Annotated in this window: 23 protein-coding genes; 12 read left to right on the top strand and 11 right to left on the bottom strand. The window is 44.9% G+C overall.

The window, feature by feature from the left end; translation table 11 throughout:
* The gene (locus EPL05_RS07930; RefSeq protein ID WP_128533410.1) at nt 1-810 is read right to left on the bottom strand and encodes an SDR family NAD(P)-dependent oxidoreductase; all 810 of its coding nucleotides are present in this window, start codon (nt 808-810) and stop codon (nt 1-3) included.
* Nucleotides 811-1296: 486 nt separating this feature from the next.
* Between EPL05_RS07930 and EPL05_RS07935 the strand changes: the two genes are divergently transcribed.
* The 5 genes from EPL05_RS07935 (at nt 1297) to EPL05_RS07955 (ending at nt 6375) form a co-directional block, all read left to right on the top strand.
* Entirely contained in the window at nt 1297-1980 is a 684-nt protein-coding gene (locus EPL05_RS07935) for a heme exporter protein CcmB (protein WP_128533411.1), read from the top strand.
* 269 nt (nt 1981-2249) lie between these two features.
* Entirely contained in the window at nt 2250-3434 is a 1185-nt protein-coding gene (locus EPL05_RS07940; RefSeq protein ID WP_128533412.1) for a carboxypeptidase-like regulatory domain-containing protein, read from the top strand.
* Nucleotides 3435-3908: 474 nt separating this feature from the next.
* On the top strand, nt 3909-4574 hold the full coding sequence (locus EPL05_RS07945; protein WP_128533810.1) for a cytochrome c biogenesis protein: 666 nt from the start codon (nt 3909-3911) through the stop codon (nt 4572-4574).
* A 3-nt stretch (nt 4575-4577) separates the two neighbouring features.
* A complete protein-coding gene (locus EPL05_RS07950; RefSeq protein ID WP_128533413.1) occupies nt 4578-4787 on the top strand; it encodes a CcmD family protein in 210 nt (69 codons plus the stop codon).
* Between the two features lie 151 nt (nt 4788-4938).
* Nucleotides 4939-6375 carry a Glu/Leu/Phe/Val family dehydrogenase gene (locus EPL05_RS07955; RefSeq protein ID WP_128533414.1) on the top strand — a complete coding sequence of 479 codons (1437 nt, stop codon included), beginning with the start codon at nt 4939-4941 and terminating at the stop codon, nt 6373-6375.
* A gap of 96 nt (nt 6376-6471) precedes the next feature.
* On the opposite strand, the gene EPL05_RS07960 is transcribed toward EPL05_RS07955, so the two are convergent.
* Nucleotides 6472-6705: a hypothetical protein gene (locus EPL05_RS07960; RefSeq protein WP_128533415.1), complete on the bottom strand. Its 234-nt coding sequence runs from the start codon at nt 6703-6705 to the stop codon at nt 6472-6474.
* Nucleotides 6706-6913: 208 nt separating this feature from the next.
* On the opposite strand from EPL05_RS07960, the gene queG reads away from it, so the two are divergent.
* The gene (gene queG / locus EPL05_RS07965; RefSeq protein ID WP_128533416.1) at nt 6914-7846 is read left to right on the top strand and encodes a tRNA epoxyqueuosine(34) reductase QueG; all 933 of its coding nucleotides are present in this window, start codon (nt 6914-6916) and stop codon (nt 7844-7846) included.
* 31 nt (nt 7847-7877) lie between these two features.
* Entirely contained in the window at nt 7878-9056 is a 1179-nt protein-coding gene (locus EPL05_RS07970; RefSeq protein ID WP_128533417.1) for a DUF4249 domain-containing protein, read from the top strand.
* A gap of 102 nt (nt 9057-9158) precedes the next feature.
* On the opposite strand, the gene EPL05_RS07975 is transcribed toward EPL05_RS07970, so the two are convergent.
* Complete coding sequence (locus tag EPL05_RS07975) at nt 9159-10178, bottom strand: exonuclease domain-containing protein (RefSeq protein ID WP_128533418.1); 1020 nt, start codon at nt 10176-10178, stop codon at nt 9159-9161.
* A 121-nt stretch (nt 10179-10299) separates the two neighbouring features.
* Between EPL05_RS07975 and EPL05_RS07980 the strand changes: the two genes are divergently transcribed.
* Together EPL05_RS07980 and EPL05_RS07985 are read left to right on the top strand one after the other, a co-directional pair.
* Nucleotides 10300-12279, top strand: coding sequence for a transglutaminase domain-containing protein (locus EPL05_RS07980; RefSeq protein ID WP_128533419.1), 1980 nt, complete (start codon nt 10300-10302; stop codon nt 12277-12279).
* Nucleotides 12280-14193, top strand: coding sequence for a DUF3857 domain-containing protein (locus EPL05_RS07985; protein ID WP_128533420.1), 1914 nt, complete (start codon nt 12280-12282; stop codon nt 14191-14193). It abuts the gene before it with no gap.
* On the opposite strand, the gene EPL05_RS24455 is transcribed toward EPL05_RS07985, so the two are convergent.
* Nucleotides 14194-14316, bottom strand: a complete 123-nt coding sequence (locus EPL05_RS24455) for a hypothetical protein (protein WP_262708159.1) — start codon at nt 14314-14316, stop codon at nt 14194-14196.
* Between the two features lie 33 nt (nt 14317-14349).
* Here EPL05_RS24455 and EPL05_RS07990 point away from each other — a divergent pair, with 33 nt between their 5' ends.
* Nucleotides 14350-15087, top strand: coding sequence for a TMEM175 family protein (locus EPL05_RS07990; protein ID WP_128533421.1), 738 nt, complete (start codon nt 14350-14352; stop codon nt 15085-15087).
* Nucleotides 15088-15131: 44 nt separating this feature from the next.
* Here EPL05_RS07990 and EPL05_RS07995 read toward each other — a convergent pair whose 3' ends face one another.
* Both EPL05_RS07995 and mutS read right to left on the bottom strand, forming a co-directional pair.
* A complete protein-coding gene (locus EPL05_RS07995; RefSeq protein ID WP_128533422.1) occupies nt 15132-15740 on the bottom strand; it encodes a C40 family peptidase in 609 nt (202 codons plus the stop codon).
* Nucleotides 15741-15989: 249 nt separating this feature from the next.
* Nucleotides 15990-18566, bottom strand: coding sequence for a DNA mismatch repair protein MutS (mutS, locus tag EPL05_RS08000; RefSeq protein ID WP_394342722.1), 2577 nt, complete (start codon nt 18564-18566; stop codon nt 15990-15992).
* Nucleotides 18567-18804: 238 nt separating this feature from the next.
* Between mutS and EPL05_RS23940 the strand changes: the two genes are divergently transcribed.
* The gene (locus EPL05_RS23940; protein WP_166727665.1) at nt 18805-18954 is read left to right on the top strand and encodes a hypothetical protein; all 150 of its coding nucleotides are present in this window, start codon (nt 18805-18807) and stop codon (nt 18952-18954) included.
* A gap of 21 nt (nt 18955-18975) precedes the next feature.
* Nucleotides 18976-19887 carry a winged helix DNA-binding domain-containing protein gene (locus EPL05_RS08005; RefSeq protein ID WP_128533424.1) on the top strand — a complete coding sequence of 304 codons (912 nt, stop codon included), beginning with the start codon at nt 18976-18978 and terminating at the stop codon, nt 19885-19887.
* Here EPL05_RS08005 and EPL05_RS08010 read toward each other — a convergent pair.
* The 5 genes from EPL05_RS08010 to EPL05_RS08030 all read right to left on the bottom strand — a co-directional run bounded on the left by EPL05_RS08010 (nt 19877) and on the right by EPL05_RS08030 (nt 25617).
* Nucleotides 19877-21109 carry a cation:proton antiporter gene (locus EPL05_RS08010; RefSeq protein ID WP_128533425.1) on the bottom strand — a complete coding sequence of 411 codons (1233 nt, stop codon included), beginning with the start codon at nt 21107-21109 and terminating at the stop codon, nt 19877-19879. The genes EPL05_RS08005 and EPL05_RS08010 overlap by 11 nt on opposite strands.
* 88 nt (nt 21110-21197) lie before the next feature.
* A complete protein-coding gene (locus EPL05_RS08015) occupies nt 21198-22613 on the bottom strand; it encodes a PAS domain S-box protein (RefSeq protein WP_128533426.1) in 1416 nt (471 codons plus the stop codon).
* Nucleotides 22614-22755: 142 nt separating this feature from the next.
* Entirely contained in the window at nt 22756-23472 is a 717-nt protein-coding gene (locus tag EPL05_RS08020) for a phytanoyl-CoA dioxygenase family protein (protein ID WP_128533427.1), read from the bottom strand.
* A 19-nt stretch (nt 23473-23491) separates the two neighbouring features.
* Complete coding sequence (locus EPL05_RS08025) at nt 23492-24403, bottom strand: polysaccharide deacetylase family protein (RefSeq protein ID WP_128533428.1); 912 nt, start codon at nt 24401-24403, stop codon at nt 23492-23494.
* Between the two features lie 86 nt (nt 24404-24489).
* On the bottom strand, nt 24490-25617 hold the full coding sequence (locus EPL05_RS08030) for a Gfo/Idh/MocA family protein (protein ID WP_128533429.1): 1128 nt from the start codon (nt 25615-25617) through the stop codon (nt 24490-24492).
* Nucleotide 25618: the final 1 nt, after the last annotated feature.

Below are 25618 nucleotides of genomic sequence, written 5' to 3' on the forward strand. Positions count from 1 at the left end.
TTATAAACTTTCTGCTTTAAGCAAGGCTTTGTAATACACCTTGCCCATGTTTTTGGTGATAAACTTGCGCGGCATAAAACTCATAAATACGTTGCCCACCCGGTTTAAAAAGCCCGGGATATGCACATGCTTGCGCGATATAAAAGCGTTTAGTCCTTCAATAGCCGCCTGTTCAACTGGCATCAGCCAGCTTTTAAGGTCGTTAAAGTTTTTACCTTCGGTCATTTCTGTGGCAATGCCGCCGGGGGCGTAAACAGTTAAAGAAAGCGCCGGATTTTTTATCTCTACAGATAAAGCATTGGCAAAAGCCATAATGAAAGCCTTGGTTGCAGAATACACTGCCTGGTAAGGCACCGGGAAAAACGCCGCCATGCTGGATACGATCATAACCCCACCTTCTGTTTTAGCCTTTTCGAAATGAGCGACCAGCTGGCTGGTCATATATACCACGCTGTTCACGTTGGTTTTCATTATGTTCTCGGTTTGTTCCCAGGGCATATCACTGTGGCGGCCAAAGTAGGTTACGCCCGCGTTTAATATAGCGCCGTAGAGTGTGCCATCGGCCAGGGTATCGTCTATCATCCGCACCACATCTTCGTGTACAGACAGATCTGCAACCATTACCTTTACCTTAATGCCTGCGGATGCTTCCAGTTCGGTTTTAAGCTGATCGAGTTTGTCTTTACGGCGTGCGGCAATGATGAGGTTTGCGCGGTGTTTTGTGGCCAGTTGTTTGGCCATTTCCTTCCCCAAACCGGATGAGGCACCGGTAACCAATATCCATTTATCCGTTAAGTCTAATTTCTCCATGATGAAAGGTAAAACTAAGGAAATATTGGGAAAGTATAGATTTTTGCGAAAGGTATGGGGGGAATAGCTTTTAAACTTTTTCGTTGATTTTGGCTGAAGCCAGGGATCTGAATATGTAATCCGCCCCCTAAAGGGGATGGCAATATTTAGACACAATGCTTTTTCAGGTCCAATGCCGTTCGGCTTTAGCCAACGGATAAGTTAAAACCAACGGAATTGGCTTTAGCCGAAATCGCCAATCTTGAAATTTTAAGAAAGGCGGCTCTGGGAAAATATGACATATAAAGTGTTTTACTTTATACTTTTGTAAGTTCTACTTTTTTATTTAATTTATTAATTATCAAATTTTTATATAAATAACCTAAAGTACATGGATGTTCCAAAGTGTTTCACGAAAAACTGTAAAGCACCGATAATCAAATGAGTTTTTAAAATAGGTGTTCCACATTCTAAGTGGAACACTTACAAGTTGCTATATTTGCCCCAATGAGGCTTTTTAACGAGACCTATAACTTATTAAAAAAGGAGATCATCCTGGAATGGCGCTCCAAATACGCCTTTAACGGGGTGTTGCTGTACATCGTTTCTACGGTTTTTATCTGCTATATCTCCTTCAACTTAAATCCCGGTTTTAAAAGCAGCCAGGGGTATCCCATCGTTTGGAATATCCTATTTTGGATCATTATGCTTTTTGCATCGGTTAATGCCATTGCCAAAAGCTTTATGCAGGAGAGTAAGGCCCGTTTGCTGTATTATTATACCATTGCCCGCCCGCAAGCCATCATTCTATCCAAAACCATCTACAACGCCATGCTGATGGGCTTGCTAAGCATACTGGCGTTGCTGGTATATATGCTCTTTTTCACCAACACGGTAGGCGACCTATTCTTTTACTTCATCACCGTGCTGATAGGCAGTATCAGTTTTTCTACGGTGTTCACCATGATATCTGCCATAGCCTCCAAGGCGGGTAATAACGGTACGCTGATGGCTATATTGAGTTTCCCGGTGATCATCCCGGTGATACTGCTGCTGATAAAAGTAAGCAAAGCCGCCATGGACGGGATAGACCGCGGGCACAGCTACGGCACCATCGGTGTGCTGGTTGCCATCAATGTTATCGTGATCACCACCTCATTAATATTGTTCCCGTTTTTGTGGAGGGATTAGCTTAAACAAGCCTCCGCTTCGTAGACTCACCCCGACGACGCTACGCTGGTCGGCCCTCTTTGCTCCGCAATGAGGGCAAAGAATACAATTGACCTGGCTTTCACCCTCTTTACCGCAGGTAGAGAGGGTCGGGCAGCGAAGGGAACCCGGGGTGAGTCAACCACAGTGATAGGTTATCCCCTGTATCTTTTTAATTACCATCCATTTTTTTCATCTCTGCTTCATAAATTATATCTTTATTAGCGTCCTCTAAAAAATTTAAAAGAACAATGCGCCGTAGCTGGTTTATACTGATGTTTTTATGGCTGCCCCTAATGGCGGCAGCGCAGGCTGGGTTTATAAGCGGTAAAATAACTGCTGCCGGTACGCACAACCCGGTTGCAAAGGCCAGCGTGTTCCTCAGTAACGCCAGTTATGGCACAGCCACCTTAGATGATGGCACCTTCACACTTAATGCCATAAAACCCGGGCAGTATAACCTGGTGGTAACTACACTGGGTTACGAAGAATATTCCAAACAGGTACTGGTTGGCAGCCAGCCCATTAACCTGGTTATTGAAATGACGCCCAAAGTAATGATGATGCGGGCAGTTACCATCACCAGTAATGCCGACTGGAAAAAGAACTACGAGCAGTTTAAAAAAGATTTTATAGGCACTACCGAAAACGCTAAACAGTGCAAGGTGACCAACCCGCACGTGCTGGATCTTACCTACATCCGCAGAAAGCAAACGCTGGAAGCATCGTCTGATGAGTTTTTGGTGGTGGAGAACAACGCCCTTGGCTATCGTACCAAGTTTTTGCTGAACAGCTTTAGCAGCGATAATTTGTCGCATACCATTTCCTACGCCGGCAAGGCGCTTTTTGAAGAACTGCCGGGCAGCGAATCCCAAAAGAAAAAGTGGAAGGCCAAACGCGAGGACGCCTACTATGGGTCGGCACAGCATTTTTACAGGTCACTTTATAAAAATAAACTTGCCGACGAGGGTTTCCTCATCTATAATTACACCCGCATCCTCAACCCAAACCGTTACCAGGAAGGCTTTATTCAAAAGAAGATAAAGCATTTTGAGATGGTTAACCGCGATTCCGCAAGGTATTGGATAGACCAGCAAAACGTACCTAAATGGGCCCAGGAGAATTTGATAAAACCGCCGTTGAAATCTATCGATGTGCTACGCGTTACGGGGCAGGAGGGCATCTTTGCTATTACGTTCCCGGCTTACCTGTATGTGGTGTACACCAAAAAGCACGAGGAAGAGAACTTTAGGGATATATACCGCCCGCTGGATATGGAGAATTTTGAAACCAGCGTGGTAAGCCTTTACAGCAAACGCTACGCTATTTTTGATATGAATGGCATTGTGATCGCCGAGAGTCCGCTTTACGAAGGTACCTGGAGCAAATCAAAGCTATCTAACCTGCTGCCGGTAGATTATGAGCCGGGGGATTAGGGTGGTTCATTAGTTCAGTTGTTCATTAGTTCATTGGTGGATTTGTTTATTAGTTAGGAAGGTATCATCAGCGTAATCTCAAAATCATTAAAACGGCAAAGCCTTCTTGAGTATCTTAGAAAAACAAATTATAAACGAAAAATCAGCGGTTCGGAAGCGATAGGGATTGGAAGGGTTTAGCCCGAAGGGCCGGAGCGCAGCGCAGCCCTGCAAAGCCCGGGCCGCAGGCATCGCCATTATTTATTGTCTGAACCCGAGTTTAAAGAACTGAATGAATTTTTAGAATTTAAAACAAAAGGAAGCAGGTTAGTATTCCACAACTCACCGCTAACCCTGCCATTTTCTCAACGCTTATAACTTAAATAAAATAACATTATAACTGTTAAAGCCTCGCACTGCAACAATACTAATTATACATAAACGCGCTATTCTTCAACAAACAAATAATTACCTTTGCCGCACAATATGAAATTCATTTATCAAACCTGGTGGAAAGTATTGGCCGTTGTGCTGATATTTTATACACTCACAGCCGGTTTTTTGATAGGCGTACCCCGACTGCCTATCCTGCATGAAACAATACGCAACACGTATTTTCACGTACCTATGTGGATAGCCATGTTTACGGTGTTCACCATATCGGTAGTTTACAGCATCAGATACTTACAAAGCGGTAAAGAGGAGCACGACCTCATAGCTGTGGAATGCGTAAATACCGGGCTTTTCTTTTTTGCCCTTGGGCTGGTAACCGGCATGCTTTGGGCCAAATACGCCTGGGGCGAGTACTGGAGCAACGACCCTAAACAAAACAGCGCCGCCATAGCCTTTTTACTATACTGCGCCTACCTGGTGCTGCGCAACTCGATAGACGAGGAACAAAAGCGCGGCAAGATCTCGGCCATCTACAATATTTTCGCATTCCCTATAATGGTGGTGCTGATAATGGTTCTGCCTCGCCTAACCGACTCGTTACACCCCGGCAACGGTGGAAACCCTGCCTTTGGCAAATTGGATATGGACAACCGGATGCGTATAGTGCTGTACCCGGCTTTTATCGCCTGGGCGCTTATTGCGGTTTGGATTGCTACCCTGCGCTACCGCATACGTTTAATAGAATTTAAAAAGAACGCGATAAATTAAGAGATGAAGAAACTGATATTTTTAGTGGCTATGCTGCTTAGTTTTGTTACTGTGAACGCCCAGCCGGGGAATGATGTACAAATGGCAGACGCGCTTCGTACATCGGGTATGATCTATGTAGTGGTGATCACCATTGTTATAATTTTTACGGGGCTGGCCATTTACTTGTTTAGTATTGATCGCCGACTGAAAAAAATAGAGAAGGAGAATTAAACTAATCCCCCTTAATACTGTTTAAACTTTGATTTCGAATTTTCTTTACATTTTAAACAGATACTGTCTTTTAAAAATTGTATTATTCGCAAAAAAAGAACCAACTTTGCGCAGTTTTTTGAGAGATTAATTTTTTATCCAATTCTAAATTATGAATATTAATAATCCGACTGCAGATCAGGATACTCACTTTTTTGGTGACGTATGTAAAAACTTTGATCATGCAGCGCAGTTTACCCAACACGATGCCGGTTTGTTAGACCAGATAAAATCGTGTAACAGCGTGTACCGTTTCCGTTTCCCTATCCGCAAAGGAAATGGTTTCGAGGTGATTGATGCATGGCGCGTAGAGCATTCGCACCACCAAAGCCCAACAAAAGGCGGTATCCGCTACAGCGAAATGGTGAATGAGGACGAAGTGATGGCACTTGCAGCCCTGATGACCTATAAATGCGCTATTGTGAACGTACCTTTTGGCGGTGCCAAGGGCGGGATCAAAATCAATCCTAAAAATTACACTGTTAGCGAGCTGGAGAACATTACCCGCCGTTACACGGTAGAATTAATTAAAAAGAATTTTATTGGCCCCAGCATTGACGTGCCAGCACCGGATTACGGCAGCGGCGAGCGCGAAATGAGTTGGATAGCTGATACCTATGCCACCATGAACCCTGGTCAGTTGGATGCTTTAGGCGCTGTAACAGGCAAGCCTATTGCGCTGCACGGTATTGCCGGCAGGAGAGAAGCTACCGGTCGTGGCGTTGCCATAGCTATCCGCGAGTGTGTGGGCGTTGCCGAGGATATGCAGAAGATTGGTTTAACCACCGGCCTTAGCGGAAAAAAAATAATTGTACAAGGCTTGGGTAACGTAGGTTACTATTCGGCTAAGTTCCTGTCGGAATTTGGTGCGCTTATCGTAGGCCTTTGCGAGTTTGAAGGCGCTATTTACAACGAGGATGGGCTTGATGTAGAAGCGGTTTTTCAACACCGTAAAGCAACGGGCTCTATCTTAGGCTATGCCGGCGCTAAAAAGGAGTTTAAAAATACCATGGACGGACTGGAGCAGCCATGCGATATATTGGTGCCTGCTGCTTTGGAGAACCAGATCACCGCGCAAAACGTAGGCAGCATTAAAGCAAAAATTATTGCCGAAGGCGCGAACGGCCCAACATCGCCGGAAGCGGAAGCAGCGTTCTACAAAAACGGTGGTATGATCATCCCGGATATGTATGCCAACGCGGGCGGTGTAACCGTATCGTACTTTGAGTGGTTAAAAAACTTGAGTCACGTAGCATTTGGCCGTATCAACCGCAGGTTTGAGGAAAACTCGAACCTGAACCTGGTGAATATGGTAGAAGGCATCACCGGCGTAGCTTTAACGCCAATGCAGCGTACAACCATCGTTAAAGGTGCATCTGAATTAGAATTGGTAAACTCCGGTTTGGAAGATACCATGATCCGTTCGTACCACGAAATCCGCGAGATATTAAAGAGTAACCCTAAGGTGGAAACTCTGCGTAACGCGGCTATGGTAGGTGCCATCAACAAAATAGCGGTATCATACATGAATTTGGGTGTATGGCCGTGATTTGGGATAGAGATTGAAGGTTTGAGATTAGAGAATAGTTTTTCAAATTCGATATCAAAGAGGCTGTATCATAAAAAGATACGGCCTCTTTTTGTTTTAGAGGTTCTCGCCGGCTAGTCCCTGCCCTTTATTGGAGGCATTTTGCGGCTGCGGATTCTCCAGTTCTTCGTTATCATTATCAGGCGTAACGGTAGGTATTTCTTTTTGCTTTTCGGTGTCGTCTGTTTCCGGTTTCAGCATCTCGCTATCAGCGCTCGCAATATTCCCTTTAATATCGTGGTTTTTGCCCTGGTTGTTTGCGCGGTCGAATTTTTCAATTGTAGTTTCCATATCTGTATAATTTAAGGTTGATACTATTCTCATTTACCTGTGTTGTATTTTGCGCGAGCTAATTAATATAGAATAGAAAAAACCGTACCAGTAATTATAATCCTTGATTTTATTTTCGCGGTATGCCTTTATTCCGTCGGTTAAAACCGACGGCAAGGAAGCGGTAAACGCCTGAAATGCATCAAAACAAAGCCTTATCTTTGCAGCCATGCAAAACCGACATGCATATTCGCAAATGATCAAAACCGAGGCCAAAAACCTGGGCTTTTTATTTTGTGGTATAGCCAGGGCTGAGTTTTTGGAGGAGGAGGCACCCCGGCTGGAAACATGGCTTAATAAAGGCATGCACGGCGAAATGCGCTACATGGAAAACTACTTTGATAAACGGCTCGACCCCCGTTTGCTGGTGGACGGCGCCAAATCGGTTATCTCCCTTGGGCTCAATTATTATTCCAACGAGTTACAGTTCGATCCCTCCGCTCCCAAGATCTCAAAGTATGCTTATGGATCTGATTATCACTTGATTATTAAAGATAGGCTGAAGCAGCTTTTACAGGTTATTAACGAAAAGGTAGGCGAGGTTGGAGGCCGTGTCTTTGTAGATTCGGCGCCGGTATTGGACAAGGCCTGGGCAAAAAAGGCCGGACTTGGCTGGATAGGTAAAAACTCAAACCTGTTAAGCAAGCAAGTCGGCTCTTTCTTTTTTTTAGCGGAGCTGATCGTGGATATCGAGCTGGAGTACGATATAGAGCCAACCGCAGACCATTGCGGTACCTGCACCAAATGTATCGACGCCTGCCCTACAGACGCCATTGTAGGCCCTTATGTTGTAGATGGAAGCCGTTGTATCTCCTACCTCACCATCGAATTAAAGAACGAGATCCCGCAGGAGTTTAAGGGCAAAATGGATAACTGGATGTTTGGCTGCGACATCTGCCAAGATGTGTGCCCCTGGAACCGCTTCTCTGTACTCCACACCGAACCATCATTTACACCGCACCCCGAACTCCAGGGATTAAAAAAGGAAGATTGGCAGGACATCACCCGGGATGTATTTCAAAAAGTGTTTAAAAACTCCGCTGTAAAGCGCACAAAGTTTGATGGACTGAAAAGAAATATCGATTTCCTGCGCCCCATTTAGTTATATTTGAGATACCAATTATATTGCCTTTATGAAAAAAAAGCTTTTTGCGTTTTGTGTTTTACTGATAACTATGGTTGCCTGTAGAAAAGCGTTTTTGCCTGTTTTAAATGATAACAGTACCGGCTTGCTGGTGGTGGAAGGTGTTATTAACAGTGGCGCCGATACTACGCTGATTACCCTAAGCCGCTCTATAAAGTTGGACAGCGTGAACCGTAAGTATGAAAAAGGGGCGGCGGTGGTCGTGGAAAGTGATAAAAACGATAAATACACTTTAACAGAAGTGGCTGCCGGCCGCTATCGTGTGGTAGGATTAAACCTGCCTGCTGATAGGAAATACCGCCTGCATATTTTAACCGCAGGCAACGCCGAGTACACATCCGACTTTGTAGAAAACAAGATCACCCCGCCTATAGATAGCGTTACCTGGCAACCTGATAACAATGGTGTACACCTTTATATGTTTGCTCATGACGATGCAGCCAAAACTCGCTACTACCGTTGGGACTATGATGAAACCTGGACCTATCAAGCGCGCTACAATTCGCTGTATGATTATGATGAGCAGAATAATAAGTTAATACCAAGGCTTAGAGATAGTGTAATAAACGAGTGTTATCATTATTCCACACCCTCAAACAATATTTTCCTTGGTTCTACCACCAAGTTAAGCGCCGATGTAATCTCCAGGACGCCTGTTGGCTATGCTATTGCCACTACAGGCCGGTTAGACCATGTTTATAGTTTCCATGTAAGGCAATACGCTTTAACAAAAGAAGCTTATGATTATTGGAACGAATTGCAGCAGAATACAGAAAAGTTAGGGTCGATATTTGATGCTTTGCCGTCATCATCGTTTAGTAACCTGCATTCGGTAAATAGCCCTAAGGAGCCGGTTATTGGCTATATAAGCGTATCAACCATTACAACTAAACGAATATTTATAGAGGGGCGTACGCTGCCTTTCTTTGTATCGTATCGTACCGGCCCGAATGAGGAAGCCTGTAGAAAGGTGGTATTAGATCAGCAGCCATTGCGTGATTTTGATGAAAGGCTAAGAGTGGTAATGTCTACCAAGGAATTTATATTTACCGGCCCCTATGACAATCCACTCACATTAGAACGCCTCGGATATATTTATGCGCCAAAAGCATGTGTAGATTGCCGTCTGCAAGGTGGAACAATAGAAAAACCACCGTATTGGCCGTAACATCAATAGAAAAGGAAGAGTCAAGAATTCAGGATACAAGAAAGCCCGCTATTGTTTAACGGGCCTCCCTATTTATACTTTTATCTTTTCGTTTATTGCCCCTTAAAGCCCTTTTCCAAACTTGCTTGCCAATTGTTTCAGCATATCGTCATCAACAGGTTTGGCGGGTTCTTCCTTCTTTTTAAAAGGCTGGCTGTTATATGGTTTGTTTAATTGAGGGCTTGTTTTGGGTGCATTGTTGGTGAATGCCGCCTTGGGCTCTGTAGCAGGTGCAGATGCAGTTTGCGCGGGTCTGGCTGCCTGCCTTTCGGCTGTTTTTTTGGCGCTCCAGCGTTTGTGTATCTCTTCCAGTTTGCGTTTAGTGTAAAGCGGGAAATCGCCCTGCATCATCCACGAGTAATAGCTTGGCTCTACATTCAATACATCTTCTACACGTTTACCTTTATGCTTTCCAAAGTTTATCGTTTCTTCACCCTCTTCATTATAAACCATTCGGCCGGCAAAGTCAACCGGGCGGCTCAGGTTGGTGAATTTATGCAGGGCCTCCACATCGCCCACTACGGGCTTGCTGCGGTTACCTTTTTTATCTTCGTATTCGGTATCAACATAACGCTCTACCTGGGCAAGTAAAACTTCCATAGTAGCGCGGGTGTCCGCCTCGGCAGAGTGCGCGTTAATAATCTCTTTTTCGCAATAAAATTTGTAAGCGGCTCTTAGCGTACGCTGTTCCATCTGGTGAAAAATGTTCTGCACATCTACAAAATAGCGATTTTCCAGGTCGAAGACTACGCCTGCGCGCAAGAATTCTTCCATCAGCATGGGGATATCAAACTTATTACTATTGTACCCGGCAAGGTCGCTGTCGCCAATAAAAGCGGCGATATGCTCACCTAATTCATGAAAACGCTTCTCATCTTTTACATGCTCATCGTAAATACCATGTACCATAGATGACTCCAGAGGGATAGGGATGCCGGGCTGTATGCGCCAGGTCATAACTTCCTCGCTGCCATCAGGGTTAAGTTTTATAACAGATATTTCTACAATACGGTCGGCACCAATATTTATACCGGTAGTTTCAAGGTCGAAAAAGGCGAGAGGCCGTTTTAAGTTTAATTTCATTGGTTGTTTATCAGGAATGCAAAGGTGGCAAAAACCTTAAAATTATCGGCTTTTATTTTTATGAATAAATTGTAAGGTAATTTTGCTATTTTCATAGCACCTAAATCAATTTAAACCTGATATGAATAAATTTTTACCTGTAGTTTTCTGTTTCATCCTCTTAAGTTCGCTGGCACATAGCCAGGATTTTACTTACGGCGAAAATTCTCCCGAGGAGTTGGGCATGAAAAAGTATAATATAGATACAGCCGCCCGCGCCGTTGTGTTAAACGAGTATGGTAAGGCCCGCATAAGCGATGACAGCGAAGGCAATATCAGGCTGTCGCTGGATTATCACATTAAAATAAAATTATTAACCACCAAAGGGTTTGATAAAGCTAAAGTAGAGATCCTATTGCGAATACTCTCGAACTCGGAAGAGGAAGCCAGCGATATAAAGGGTTACACTACCTATGTGGACGACAATGGTACACATCAAACGGTAGAGCTGGACTCAAAATCAATTTTTACCACAAAAGAAAACAAGTACTGGAAAACCGTTAAATTTACTTTGCCAAACCTGCGCCCTGGCTGTATCATTGAGTATAAATACACCACAAAATCTGCGGCTTTGGGGTCGTTTCCTTCGTGGAAACTGCAGGATGATATCCCAAAAGTGAACTCCAAATATGATGTTCACATCCCTGCTTTCTGGAATTTTAACGTGTCGTTGCGCGGCCCTTTAAAACTCACCAAAAATACCGCCGAATTTGAAAAGGAATGCTTTACCTGGTACGGCGCTAAGGCCGATTGCTCTTTTATGGTTTTCCAGATGGATAATATACCAGCTTTTGTGGAAGAGGATTACATGACGTCGCCAAAAAACTTCATGTCGGCGGTTTACTTTGAACTATCTGATTACACCAACCCCAACACAGGGCAAAAAATAAAGGTTTCCAAGGCATGGACAGATATTGACCTAAACCTTAAGCGATCGGATTATTTTGGTTCTCAAATAAAAAAGAAAGATCAGCTAAAACCCTACATAGCACCGGTAATTGCCGGTAAAACCGATGACCTTGAGAAAGCAAAGGCCGTATATGCTTATATCCAAAAAAACATTAAGTGGAATAAAATAACCTCTACGGGCAGCGAGAATGTACGCAAGGCACTTGATAGCCACAGTGGAACCGTTGGCGATATTAACCTGGCGCTGGTAGCTGCGCTAAACGCCGCAGGGATAAGAACCGAGGCAGTACTGCTGAGTACCCGCTCCAATGGCTTTATCAATAAACTTTACCCGGTAGAAGATGATTTTAACTACGTGGTTGCCCGGGCAAATATTGGTAATGAAACTTATATGCTTGATGCCACCGACCCATTGCTTGGGTTTGACATGCTGCCATTAAAATGTTTGAACGATCAGGGCCGGGTTATGAGCTTAGATAAGCCAAGCTTTTGGATCGATATGCTATCATTATCAAAACAGCGTAAATCGCAAACCAGCTCTTACAATCTTACGTTGCAAAACAATGGGAAGCTAAAAGGCACCATCGTAACTTATTATAACGGGTACGAGGGTTATGAGAAACGAACCGCTATAAAAAAATTCAACACACAGGATGAGTATATAGAAGACCTGGATGAAAGGCTTGTTAAAACCAAAATACTTTCTTTGGATATTACCAACCTGGATAGCCTTGACCAGCCGCTGGTTGAGAAGATGGAAGTGGAAATAGACGCATTTGATAATTTAAACCACAATAAGCTGGCGTTTAACCCCTTCTTTTTTGACAGGATAACTAATAACCCTTTTAAATTGAACGAACGTAATTACCCGGTAGATAAGGGTATGCCATCAGATGATCGCTTTATGCTAACCGTACACCTGCCTGCAGATTACGTAGTGGACGGCACGCCCCAGGGCGTGGCGATGAGCCTGCCTAACAAAGGCGGTAAATTTATTACCAACTTTGAGGCAGTAGGCAACACATTCACTTTCTCCAACGTGTTGCAGTTTACAAAAAGCGTATACGAGGCCGAAGAATACCCTTACCTAAAAGAATTTTACAATAAGGTCATAGCAACAGAGAAGGCAGAAATTGTGTTTAAAAAGAAGTAAATGAAACTAATTTGTACAACGGTTTTTATGCTGATGCTTGTAACCCTGGCCAAAGCACAGCCCAATTATGATGTAAGCCTTCTACCAAAAGAACTGATGCCTTATGCCAGTGCAGTGGTGAGAAACGAGGAAATCAGCTACGAGGTTAAAGACCTGGATAATGTTATTTACCACCTTAAGAGGGTTGTTACAGTACTAAATAAGAATGGTGATGATGAGGGTTCTATAGAAGTCTCCTATGATAAAAATACTTCGATAAAGTATATAAAAGGGATGATATATAATGAATTCGGCAAGCCCTTAACCAAATTTGGTGAGAAGGATTTTTCGGACAATGCTGCGATAGATAATTCTACCTTGTTTGCAGATGACCGGTTTAAATTTTACAGGTCGGCAACCGGCGGATACCCCTATACCGTGGAGTATGAATACGAATTGCGTTGCAAATTTTCTCTTACCATTCGAGATTGGACGCCCATCAGTTCTACAAATATGGCCATCGAAAAAAGCTCTTACCAGTTTATTTGCAAACCTGATTTTCTTATCCGGTATAAGCAGCTAAATCTGGATAGCCCGGTAGCCATTGGAAACAATACCGAAGGGCTTAAAGTGTACACCTGGCAGGCACTTAATAAAAAAGCATTAAAAAGCGAACCATACAGCCCGAGCCCCCGGTATTTTTTACCCCGGGTAATTGTTGCCCCCGAAACATTTATGTATGGAAATATTAATGGCTCGTTTAATAACTGGGAAGGGATGGGTAAATGGATAAACGAAAAATTATTATTTAAGCGCGGCGATATTCCAGCAGCTACCATAGCTTATTTAGCAGAACTAACCAAAGGAATAACTGACCCAAAGCTTAAAGCTAAAAAAATATACGAATACATGCAGGAAAAAACGCATTATATAAGTGTGCAGGTTGGCATAGGGGGCTATCAGCCGTTCATGGCATCGGAGGTAGACCGCACAGGCTACGGCGACTGCAAGGCCCTGGTAAACTACACTAAAGCCTTATTAGATGCGGTAGGGGTAAATTCGTGGTATTGTATTGTTAATGGCAACCACGATTATAAAATTAGTTTTGCTACCGACTTTGCAACCATGGGCCAGGCAAATCATGTTATACTGTGCCTTCCTTTTAAAAACGACACTACTTTTTTAGAATGCACCGACCAGAAGATACCATTTGGTTATTTAAGCGATTTTACTGACGACCGTACTCTGCTTGCCTGTACCCCGCAGGGAGGCAAGTTAATGCATACCCCTGCTTACGGCGCCCAAGTTAACCTGCAGGCACGTAAAGCAGGCTTTACTATTGATAATAATGGCCTGCTTACCGGTAGTATTAATACCGTTTTTAAAGGTATTCAATATGATAACCGCGAGGATATATTGGATGAGCCGGTATCCGAGCAACGTAAACTGTTTCCGAAGCTGTACCCCGCTATTAATAACCTCGATGTGGAAAATTACAATTTTAAGCAGGATAAACAGGTGTTGCCTTCCATCACCGAGGATATTAAACTGAATGCCCGCGATTTTGCCACTACCGATAATGGCAAGCTTTACTTTTCGCTGAATCCACTAAACCGTACCGGCCGTGCCCCCCGCGATGTACGCAATCGCTTAACGCCGTTGTATATAAATCAGGGGTATACCGATGATGACGAGATAACTTATAAGTTGCCAGCTGGCTATAAACTTGAATTTAGCCCGATGGATATAACCCTGGAAACGCCATTTGGAAAATTCACGGCAAATATGGTTATTGAAGGCGATAAACTGGTGTTTAAAAGGTATATACAACTAAAACAAGGCACGTACAGCAAAGAGCTATACAGCGAATTTGTGAACTTTTACCAAAAAATAGCCGACGCCGATAATTATAATGTGTCGCTGGTGAAGAATTGATCAGCTAAAGATGATGATGCCGAGGATGATGCCAACGATCATGATGATGTAGAGCATGATCTCGGTACCCGCAAAACGCTTATATTTAGTCCAGAAAGAATAATCCTGTTTTGGTTTTTCCATAACACCACAAAAATATACAAATTATATTTAGCTATGAATATAACCGAAGAAGAAGAAATAAAGAAAGAGTTTCAGCTGGAGCGAGTAGTGCTGTTCAGCGATGCGGTGTTTGCCATCATCATCACCATTATGGTTTTGGAGATGAAACTCCCCGAAAGCATACGGCATGCTAACGAAGGGCAGGTGAAAGGGGCCATCATCGATTTGCTGCCCAGGTTTTTGGCGTACATTTTAAGCTTCTTCCTTATTGACGTTTTTTGGGTTCGGCACCTTCGCATGTTCAGTATTTTAAAGGATTATGATAAGGGTTTGATCATACTTAACCTTGCCTTTCTGTTCTTTGTATCGCTCTTTCCTTTCGCCGCGTCGCTGATAGCGCTAAACCGCAAAATGATGATGTACTCCTGGGGCTTCAATATCTACTTTGGTATCATACTGATGATAACCGTGGCGCAAACGGTACTTATCCATTACCTGATCATCAAAAAAAATACGCTTTGCATTAAAAACGCCAAAGTAGAGAATATATTGGAGTGGCGTGTACAGCGGCTTAATTACGTTGCGGTGCCGGTTGTTTTTGCGGGAATGTGGGTGATCTCTTATTTCTCGGTATACCCGCAGACTGTGGTGTACGTATTTGCCATTTTCGGCATCGTGATGGGCAGGTTAAAGCGGAGATATTATCCCAAAAATGACAGCCAGCCATTTTTAAGCAGGTTATTCACATCGCGCAAAAAGCTGGTTCCCAAACCTATTGAAATAGTTGAGTAACGTATTATAACGCTGCGGCTCTATCGCTTAATTACAAGCCGGCGCTAATTCCCCGGTGTTGTTAAAGCTGGATCGATAACCGAGCCCGCGCGGGAAAAATATTGATAGATGCCGTTATCGTGCAGTTTTACAATTACCACACCGCGCCGGGTGCTGGCATGTACAAAGTAACCGTTTTGCAGGTAAACGCCCACGTGGCTAAATTGCTTGCCATCAAAATCGAAGAAAACCAAGTCGCCTTCTTTTAATTCTTCTTCGTATTTACGCTTGATGTTGTTTACCTGCATTGCACAGGTGCGCGGTACCGGCTGGTCGTAAACCTGCAGTTGCAGTAGAAATACCAGGCCAGAGCAATCAATACCATCCTTATCCATGCCACCAAAGCGATAAGGGGTTCCCATCCATTCGTCTATAAAACTGTAAAGCCTGCCGTTTTGGATATCGTTGCGTTTAAGGCCCATTATCGTGGCGTACTTATCGGCTATTTCCTTCTCCGGCTTCACTATTACATACGGGCCACGGTTTACCCTCACCGGCATATTTACGCCGCCGTTGTTGCTATTTCGAACCGTTAGTTTATGGGAATGGCAGGCGCTTAAAAGTATCGCGGCAGCAAAAACAAAGGCAAAATTGGTATGGCGTTTTAAGAACATGCACTAAAGATATCGCTAAACGGAAAAACGTTACAGCGGATGTTATAAACATTTCAACAATGGATCCTCGTATTCAACATGGAGGGTAGGGTCATCCTATGTTTGTCCAAGGATGTGCGGCCGGCCTACCCGCTATGGTTCGACAATCTCACTATGACTCACCACACTATTTGTGGGTATGGCTAAACAATGACGCTTGGTTATGGCAATCTGCACATCTGAAATCTGCATACCTGCACATCAAGAAGCTTATCCTTTTATCACCCGCTGTATTTCGTCTAACTTCATCAAAGCCTCTACCGGGGTAAGCGTATTTACATCCAGGTTATTTAATGTATCGCGAATCTTCACCAGCACCGGATCGTCTATCGAGAACATCTGCATCTGCACAGCTTGCTTTTGCACCTTGCGGATGCTTTCTTTAATGTGTTCGCCGCCGGTACGTTCGTTTTCCAGTTTCTTCAAGATCTCGTGCGCGCGGTTGAGCACCTTTTGCGGCATCCCCGCCAGTTTGGCCACGTGGATCCCAAAGCTATGCTCGCTGCCACCTGGCACCAACTTGCGCAGGAAGATGATCTGCTGCCCGACCTCCTTTACCGATACATTGAAATTCTTGATGCGGTTAAAGCTGTTGCTTAGTTCGTTCAGTTCGTGATAGTGCGTGGCAAAAAGGGTTTTCGCCTTTGCCGTTGTCTGGTTATGCAAATATTCGGCTATCGACCAGGCGATGGAGATCCCATCATAAGTGGAAGTTCCACGGCCTATTTCATCCAAAAGAATCAGGCTTCTGTCTGATAAGTTATTGAGGATACTTGCCGTTTCGTTCATCTCCACCATAAAGGTAGATTCGCCGGACGATAGGTTATCCGACGCACCCACGCGGGTGAATATCTTGTCAACCAAACCAATGGAAGCCGCTTTAGCCGGTACAAAACAGCCCATCTGTGCCATCAGAACAATCAGGCCGGTTTGCCTCAGCAAGGCTGATTTACCCGCCATGTTTGGCCCTGTAATGATGATGATCTGCTGCGAATCCGAATCGAGGAACACATCGTTGGTGATGTACTCTTCGCCAAGTGGCAGGTTCTTTTCTATCACCGGGTGGCGGCCGCCTTTAATATCCAGCACGCGGCTATCGTTTACGTTTGGCTTTACGTAATAGTTCTTGATCGATATGGTAGCGAAGTTTAGCAGCACGTCCAACCTTGCTATCAGCTGCGCGTTCAGCTGAATAGGTTTGATATATTCCGAGAGCGAATAAAGCAGGTCGTTATACATCCGGGTTTCCAGCGCCAGTATTTTTTCTTCGGCACCTAATATCTGCTCTTCATATTCCTTTAATTCGGGGGTGATGTAGCGCTCGGCATTCACCAGTGTTTGCTTGCGAATCCATTCTGTGGGTACCTTTTCGCGGTGGCTATGGGTAACCTCCAGGTAATAACCAAAAACGTTATTGAATGATACTTTTAGCGATGGTATGCCTGTAGCTTCCGCTTCGCGCTTTTGAATTTCCAGCAGGTAGCCCTTTCCGCCAAAGGCGATCTTACGCAACCTGTCGAGTTCTTCGTTGATACCCTCGTTCATTACCGAACCTTTTACCAGCATTACCGGCGGCTCGGGGTGCAGTTCGCGGGCTATTTTTTCGCAGATAGTAGGGCATGGGTTTAGCTGTTCGCCAATGGCCCGTAATGGTTCGCTATCGGTAGCCTCTGTTATCTTTTTTATTTCCGCAATGGCCAGTAATGCTTTCTTCAACTGGCAAACCTCGCGCGGGTTGGCGCGCTGAAGCCCAATTTTGGAAATAAGCCTTTCCAGGTCGCTTATCTGGCGGATGTATTGCTGCAGGGTTTCACGCAGTTCTTCCTGCGCAATAAAATGTTCCACAACGCCAAGGCGGTCGTTTATGGGTTTAATTTCTTTCAACGGCATCACAATCCAGCGGCGCAACAAACGGGCGCCCATGGGCGAACAGGTATGGTCGAGCACATCAACCAGCGTTAAGGCGTTCTCATTGGCCGAGCCAACCAATTCCAGATTGCGGATGCTGAACCTATCCAGCCACAGGTATCGGTCTTCTTCAATTCGGCCTATAGCGCTGATGTGCTGTAAGTTGCGGTGCTCGGTCTCATTTAAATAATGCAGTGCCACACCGGCCGCTACGATGCCTAAGTTCAGCTTATCAATCCCAAACCCTTTGAGCGTCTTTACGCCGAAATGCTTGAGTAGGGTTTCCTGGGCGTAATCGCCGCTGTAAGGCCAATCATCCAGGGTGTAGGTGTAAAAGCGGTCGCCGTAATTGTCTTTAAAATCGTGTTGCCTGCTTTTGGGAAATATAACCTCGCTTGGCGCGTAGCTTTGCAGCAGTTTATCTATATAACCCACGTTGCCCTGCGCGGTTAAAAACTCACCGGTAGAAATATCTATCAGGGCAATGCCAATACTGTTCTTTTCGAAATGTAAGGACGCGAGATAATTATTGCTCTTTTGTTGCAGAATGTTATCACTTATTGCTACACCCGGCGTAACCAATTCGGTAACGCCACGTTTTACAATAGTTTTGGTGGTTTTAGGGTCTTCCAGCTGGTCGCAGATGGCCACGCGCTGCCCGGCACGTACCAGTTTGGGCAAATAAGTGTCCAGCGAATGGTGCGGGAAGCCCGCTAATTCGATGAAAGTAGCAGCGCCATTACCCCGGCGGGTGAGCGTAATGCCCAAAATGCCGGCGGCTTTAATGGCATCTTCGCCAAAAGTTTCGTAAAAATCGCCCACGCGGAAGAGCAGCAGCGCACCAGGATATTTCACCTTGATGGCATTGTACTGCTGCATTAGGGGCGTTTCTTTGGTTTCGGTAGTTTTGGCCAAGTTTGTCCTTTTAATAATCTGCTAATTTAATCCATTGCCTTTGTATTAATGCCATTGTGGAAAAGTTGGGGGAATGTTAGTTAAGTGGTGAGCGGTGAATGGTGAGTGGTTTTGCTGAAACACGATCAGCGAGTTGACATGATAATTCTGCCCAGTTAATATATTATGCTAACCTTGCTATATTAGCGCATCACTACCAGCTATGAATGTTTTTAGTATAACCCAATTACGACTTCAAAACCAGCATTTAATAAACCAGGAGTTTACAAGCCCTGCCAATATTGTAAAGCAGATGGGCGCGGTGCAGTCGCAGGATTATGCGGGCGCGAAATGGGCATTGGGTCAGCGTTAAAAAAACAGTACCGATAAATTGATGGACAAAGCCTTGGCAGATGGCGATATCATCCGTACCCATGTAATGCGGCCCACCTGGCATTTTGTATATCCTGATGATGTAAGATGGATGCTGCACCTCACCGCCGGCCGTATCCAGGCTTCAGCCGCATCGAGGCACAGCGAGTTAAAACTGGATGAGAAAATACTCACCCGATGCGAAAATTTGGTTGTTAAGGCGATGGATGACAAAGCGCAACTTTCGCGCGATGAGATTGCTGCGCTGCTGAATCAGCATGGTATAGCCACTAACGAACAGAGGCTTGTACACATCATGATGCACATGGAACTGGAACAATTGGTGTGTAGCGGCGGGCGCGAGGGTAAAGCATTTACCTATGCTTTATTTGATGCGCGGGTTCCTAAAACGAAACTCCTTGAAAAAGAGGAAGCTATTGCCATTCTTGCCGAACGTTATTTCATATCGCATGGCCCGGCAACCGTAGCCGATTTTGCCTGGTGGAGCGGCTTAACCAATACCGAGGCTAAAGCCAGGCTGGAAGCCGTTATATCGAAAGTGAGCAGCCATGAGGTTGAAGGTAATACTTACTGGTTTACAGAGCCGGGATTAGCCACTGCTAAAGCAAACCCCGTTCATCTGCTACCTAATTATGATGAGTACATTGTAAGCTATAAAGACCGCGGCGCTACCATGGATGCCAAACACATCAGCGAAGCCGACCCGCGGGGAACGATTTTTAACCATACCATCCTTATCAACGGCAAAATTGAGGGGCTTTGGAAGCGCGCCATAAAAAAGGACCTGCTGGAAATAGAGATAACGCCTCTTAAACCCTTAAGCCTGAATAATTTAAAGGCGATTGAAAAAGTTTCTAGGCAGTATGCGATTTTTTTTGGACTGAAGAAAGGGATCGTGCAGACTAAGCCTTAGTTTGCAGCCGCTTCGCCACCTTGCCAATAGTTAACCCCTGCACCAAAATGGAGAATACGACTACGATGTAGGTGATGAGTACAAACTCGTCGCGGTACATATTTGTGCCGAGGGACAAGGCCATTGCTACGGAAAGGCCCCCGCGTAAACCGCCCCAGGTAAGAATAGCCACCACATTATCTTCGAATTTTATTTTATAGCGAAGTAACGATACCGGGATAAAAACCGAGATCCATCGCGCCAGCAAAACAACGAGGATAGTAATTCCTCCAATGATCATCATTACCGGGTTTATTTTGATGATCAGCATCTCCAAACCAATGAGCAGAAAAAGTACGGCGTTTAGGATCTCATCTATTAGTTCCCAAAACTTATCCAGATAATCGCGGCTCACGTCAGACAGTCCCTCGTGCCTTTTGTTGCCTGTAATAATACCTGCAACCACCATAGCCAGCGGGCCAGATATGTGCAGACGCCCAGCCAGAAAATATCCTCCCATTACAATAGCGAGGGTGATTAAAACCTCTACCTTATAATCATCTACAGATCGCAACGCCCAGAAACCCGCATAGCCAAGTATAGCGCCAAACACCAGGCCGCCAACCGCTTCCTGCAAAAATAGCTTGCTTACGGCCACTGCAGAAAAATCGCCGGAGCGCGCCACCTCTGCAATGCTAATAAAGATAACCACCGCCACGCCATCGTTAAACAGCGATTCGCCCGATATTTTAAGTTCGAGAGAGGCTGGTATCTTGGCTTGCTTTAATATCGCCAGAACGGCTATGGGGTCGGTAGGGGATATCAACGCGCCAAACAGCAGGCAATAGACAAAGGGTACACTGATATGAAACAGGATGAAGAGGTAGTACACCATGCCACCTACCAAAAAGGTAGAAATGAGCGTGCCCGCCGTAGCCAGTAATAAAATGGGCCAGCGTTCTTTTTTTAGTTTGGCGGCGTCGATATGGATAGCTCCGGCAAAAAGCAGGAAGCTAAGCATAAAGTTCATCAGCACATCCTGAAAATCTACCGAAGTGGCTAATTGAATAGCTTTTGCCGATAGTAACGATTGCGAACTACCTAACGTTGCAAGTAAAACCGAAGAAAACAGCGAGAGCACCATAATGCCGATAGTGGGCGGCCATTTTATAAACCTGTTGTTGATGTAGGCAAATAAAGCAGTAAGTACAATGGTAATGGTAATGATCTCCTGGGTGCTCATATATGCGCAATTTACCCATAATATAGCTCAATCAAGCGAATAAAACAAATGGAATACGTTATTTGCCCGAACGCTGATGCCGGGCTAATTAATTATAAACGGTACGTGCCGATGCTTCGTTGGCCATATCGATGATCACGGTATCCAGCCTCTCCAGTTCGCCGGAGATATAATCAAGCACAACCTGGTCTGTGGGGTCGTTCTTTAGGATCTGTACAAGCGCCTTCAGGTTGGCCAGGGGGCTGCGGATAAGGTGCGACTGTTTCCAGGCCATATCCTTAATGCTTTCTACATGGTGTTGGATGTTTTCATAAGCTTGCTGCAGGTGCTGCTCAGATCGCTTATGGTCTGATATATCGGTAGCCGCAAATACAAGTCCTAAAATGTGCTTATGGTGGTTTGCGATAGGGAACATGCGTACATGGTACCATTTTGGATAGCCATCCGGTTCGGGGTAGCTTACTTCATAGCTTATCGGGTCGCCATTTAAAACCATGGCGATGTATTCACTGAATTTGGGCAAACGCTCCACAGGGATCTGGGCAATAAGGTTTTTGCCCGACGCCGGGTTGTAATTAAACTCCTTTTGCGCATAGCGCAGCGCCATGTTATTGTATTCGATAATATTGAGCGCGGTATCTAAAAGCGCGTAGGCGGTATCGGTGTTGTTAATTATAGTTTGCAAATTAGCCTCAGACCGTAGCAACGATTCCCGTTCCGTCAGGATCTGTTCTTCGGCCTTTTTACGTTCGGTAATATCCAGCATGGTGCCGATGATGGATGGCACATTATCCAGCATTACCCTACTGCCATAAAACTCCACCCAGTTGTTGCTGCCATCTTTGCGCAGGCCAACAGTCTCGTAATGTACGCTTTCAATTTCGCCGCTGAGGCGGGCGCGGATGCTTTCGTTTACTTTATCACGGTGATCGGGGTGAATAATAAGGTTAGAGGGGTATTCGCCGTTAAGTTCTTCTGTGGTGTAGCCAAAAACCTCGGCAAAGCGGGGGTTTATGTATACAAATTTACCGCCCTGCACAATGTAAATGCCCACCATGGATTTATCCGCAATGGTGCGGAACTTCAGCTCGGCGTTCTTTAAGTCCATCTCCATCGCTTTTCGGACAGTAATGTCTCGAGCTATCACCATCACCCTGTCATCGGGGAAGGTTTTAACATTTACCTCTACATCAAACGCCTGCCCGTTTTTGTGCATAAACCGTCTTTCGCGCACTGTTGAAGTTTCTGGTGCAGATCGCGGGACATACTTAAGCGGGTCAATTTTAAGCTGTTCGGGGTCTATTGTGTCGGCTACTTTCATCTTAAGCAACTCTTCGCGGGTGTAGCCAAGCAATGCGCACATGCTTTGGTTCACATCTATAAAATCCCCGGAATGGTTAAGAAGGTATATGGCATCCGATGCTTGCTCTATAAGCTGGCGGTATTTTTCCTCGCTTTTTTTTAGCTGGTCTAATAAATCAAGCAACTCGGCCTTCTCTTTCATGGTGATGTTGTGCTAAACCTTATGGTATCATTGCGTAACGGATATGGTGATAAACCTAAAATTAGCAATAAATTAATTAGATAGCGTAACGGGACGAAAATAGAATTTGGGATAAAAATTGTGATGGAACTAACGTTTTCAATTATTGAATTTTGCCCAGCTCTGCCCAGCTTGTCTCTACGGGTAACCCGGCCCTGCTAAATTCAATATGAATCACCTTGCGGGGCTTGTGATTGGTTGTACGGCTAGAAGCGTGGAGTAACAAAGGCCGCATTACCATAATGCCGCCTGCCTTCACCTCACAGGTAGTTTCGGTTTCTACATCCCAATCGATCGTTTCGGGCCGGTAGATGCCTTTGAGATGGGAGCCGGGCACCACCTTTAATGCGCCGTTACCTGCATCTGCATTATCCAGGTGGATGCGAATGGTAAAATTATCCTCTAAAATATTTAATGGGGGCTGTACGCCGAACTGATCTTGTTTAGTAGTCCACGGTCCAAAGCCTGGCAGGTCGGTTCGCTTATCTACTGAGATGGTGAGGTCCTGGTGCCAGGCTACAAACCAGTTGGATTCTTCGGGTTTGTCGAAATAAATAGATTTCACCACGAAGTAACCATCGCCAAATAAAGCTGCTATGGTTGCCTTTAGCTTTGCGTTGAAAATAAGTGACTTTGCTGCCGGGATCTCTTTAAGGAATTGCCTGATGGCAAAAAGCCCGGCTGATTTACGGAATGTGCTTTTGTTAGCGTCGGCTTTGCTGATCTCGTGCAAAACAGAACGGATCTCATCTTCGGCGAAAACATCATCTACAACGGTGAATCCATTGTTAGCAATGTTTTGAAGATGAGATCCGTACATGGCTTATGCCTAAGTCTTTTTAGAAGCTATTTCTAACGCTGTTGCTGAAGGTTTTGGTGCTCCAGTAACCACTATCCAATATGCGGCGAACAGTTAGTAGAGGATAGTCCGGGTCGCGTTTGTCAGCAAGTTGAAAAGCCAATTTGAATCCTCTTTTTTGAATCTCAGGCAATACTGGTTTTTTCCAGACCCCAAATGGGTAGGCAAAGTAAACGATCTCTTTACCGGTTATTTCTTCCAGTTTTTTGGTTGGCTTATCTATCTGGGTAACCCAATCATCAACAGGGCGGTTGGTTATTTTGCCGTTTTTGCCTTTTATCACCAATACGCCGTTATGCGTGTACTTGTCTACACGATGGTGATCCCAGGTGTGGCTGGCAATTTGGTTACCATCGTCTGATAGTTTTTTAACCATATCGGCAGTCATGTAATGGGGGCGGCCGATAGATACCGTCATCACAAAATAAACGGCTTTAAAACCATATTTCTTCAACTCCGGGGCAGCAATGGTGAACTGATCAAGGTCCGTATCATCAAATGTAAGCATGATGGGTTTCTTAGGCAATGCAGCACCTGTAGTTAAATAATTATATAACTGATTTGGCAGAATAGTGTGGTAACCGCTATCGGCCAGCATTTTTATGTGCTCTTTAAAAGCCGCTATTTGTACAATATAATCTTTAGCACCTTTGCTGTCAGTAGCTTTCCAGTCGCGTATTTGGTGGTAGCAAACAATGGGTACTTGTTTGCGGGCCATTACAGCAGCGTTATCTACCGGGCCTGTTGCCAGTTTGGCCACTACATCGGGCGAGCTGGTTTGTGTGGTGGAAACGGTATCGTTTGCTTTTTTATCGGTTGATGATGGTTTGGACTGGCAGGAAACCATGCCTAAAACGAACAATGGTAACAGGGCAGAAAATTGTTTTAACATAGCGATAGATGATTGTTTATAGTTAGGGCGCTAAAATAATACAATTCTAAAGGATATATTATTAACTGTTAATAAATAAAATAGAATTATAGAACTATCCGCTTGCCCTCCGCAATGGAGCGTTTGGCCGCATCAAGTATCTGCATCACAGTCATGTTATACTTTAGCGAAGAGCGATCATTAATACCCAGCAGGCGATTTTTAAGCACCAGTTGCAGGTAGGTAACCGGGTTATCCAGTGGTGCTTCCAAAGCGTTGGTGATGTTAGCGTTGATTACGTTATCGTTTACCCTTGTCGTGATTTTACTTCGGTCCAGCGCGTGTATATAGCCTTTATCGCCAAAAACTTCAAGGTCTTTTATGGAGAACGGCCAGTTCCATGATGCTTCTATGAGGCCTGTCGCGGTTGGGTATTCTATTAAAATGTTAACGTCGTCTTCCACTTTGGGGTAAACATTGAGCTTAAAGTGACGGGCAACGGCGGTTACTGCAATTGGTTTCTGGCCTTCCATTAGCCAGGTCATCAGGTTGGCACCGTAGCAGCCAAAGTCGATGAGTACGCCGCCGCCGTTTAGTTCCGGGTCGGTGAGCCAGCTTAAAAACTCCTTGCTGCAGCCAATTTCTTTTGGCCCCTGGTGCCCGTCGTGTACCACCATTTTGCGGATGCGCCCAATGCTGTCCTTCGACGCCATATTGTACACGTGCTGGTAGGAGGGGTACCAGGTAGTTTCGTAGTTGGTAAGCAGTTTTATGTAATACTTCAGCGCCAAAAATTCCATGCGCTTGGCCTGCGCAAGAGTAGCAGCCAGCGGTTTTTCCACCATTACGCTGATCCCCAAAGGGGCGCAGATCTCCACCACATCGATGTGTTTTGCAACGGGGTTATAACCCAGCACCGCATCGGGTTTGGTGGTTACGGCCATCTTCTTCAGGTCGTCGAAAAAGATAGAATCGGGCAGATGGTATTTTTCCTGGTATTTGGCACGGAGCGCTTTATCTGCTTCGGCAATACCAACAATGATCACCTTGCCTTGCTGGTAATCGTTCAGAATGCCGTTTACATGATCGTGCGACATGCCCGCAATGCCAAGCCTAAGCGTACTCATCAATACCGGCGGTGTAAATTTTGCCTTTACCGTATCCTGCGCAAATAAAACTGATCTAAATACAGCCGAAAGTATGGCCAGGAAAAATAAAAATCGCGTTAATTTCATG

Origin of the sequence: Mucilaginibacter gilvus, from assembly GCF_004054195.1 — a bacterium.
GTDB classification, from domain to species: Bacteria; Bacteroidota; Bacteroidia; order Sphingobacteriales; family Sphingobacteriaceae; genus Mucilaginibacter; species Mucilaginibacter gilvus.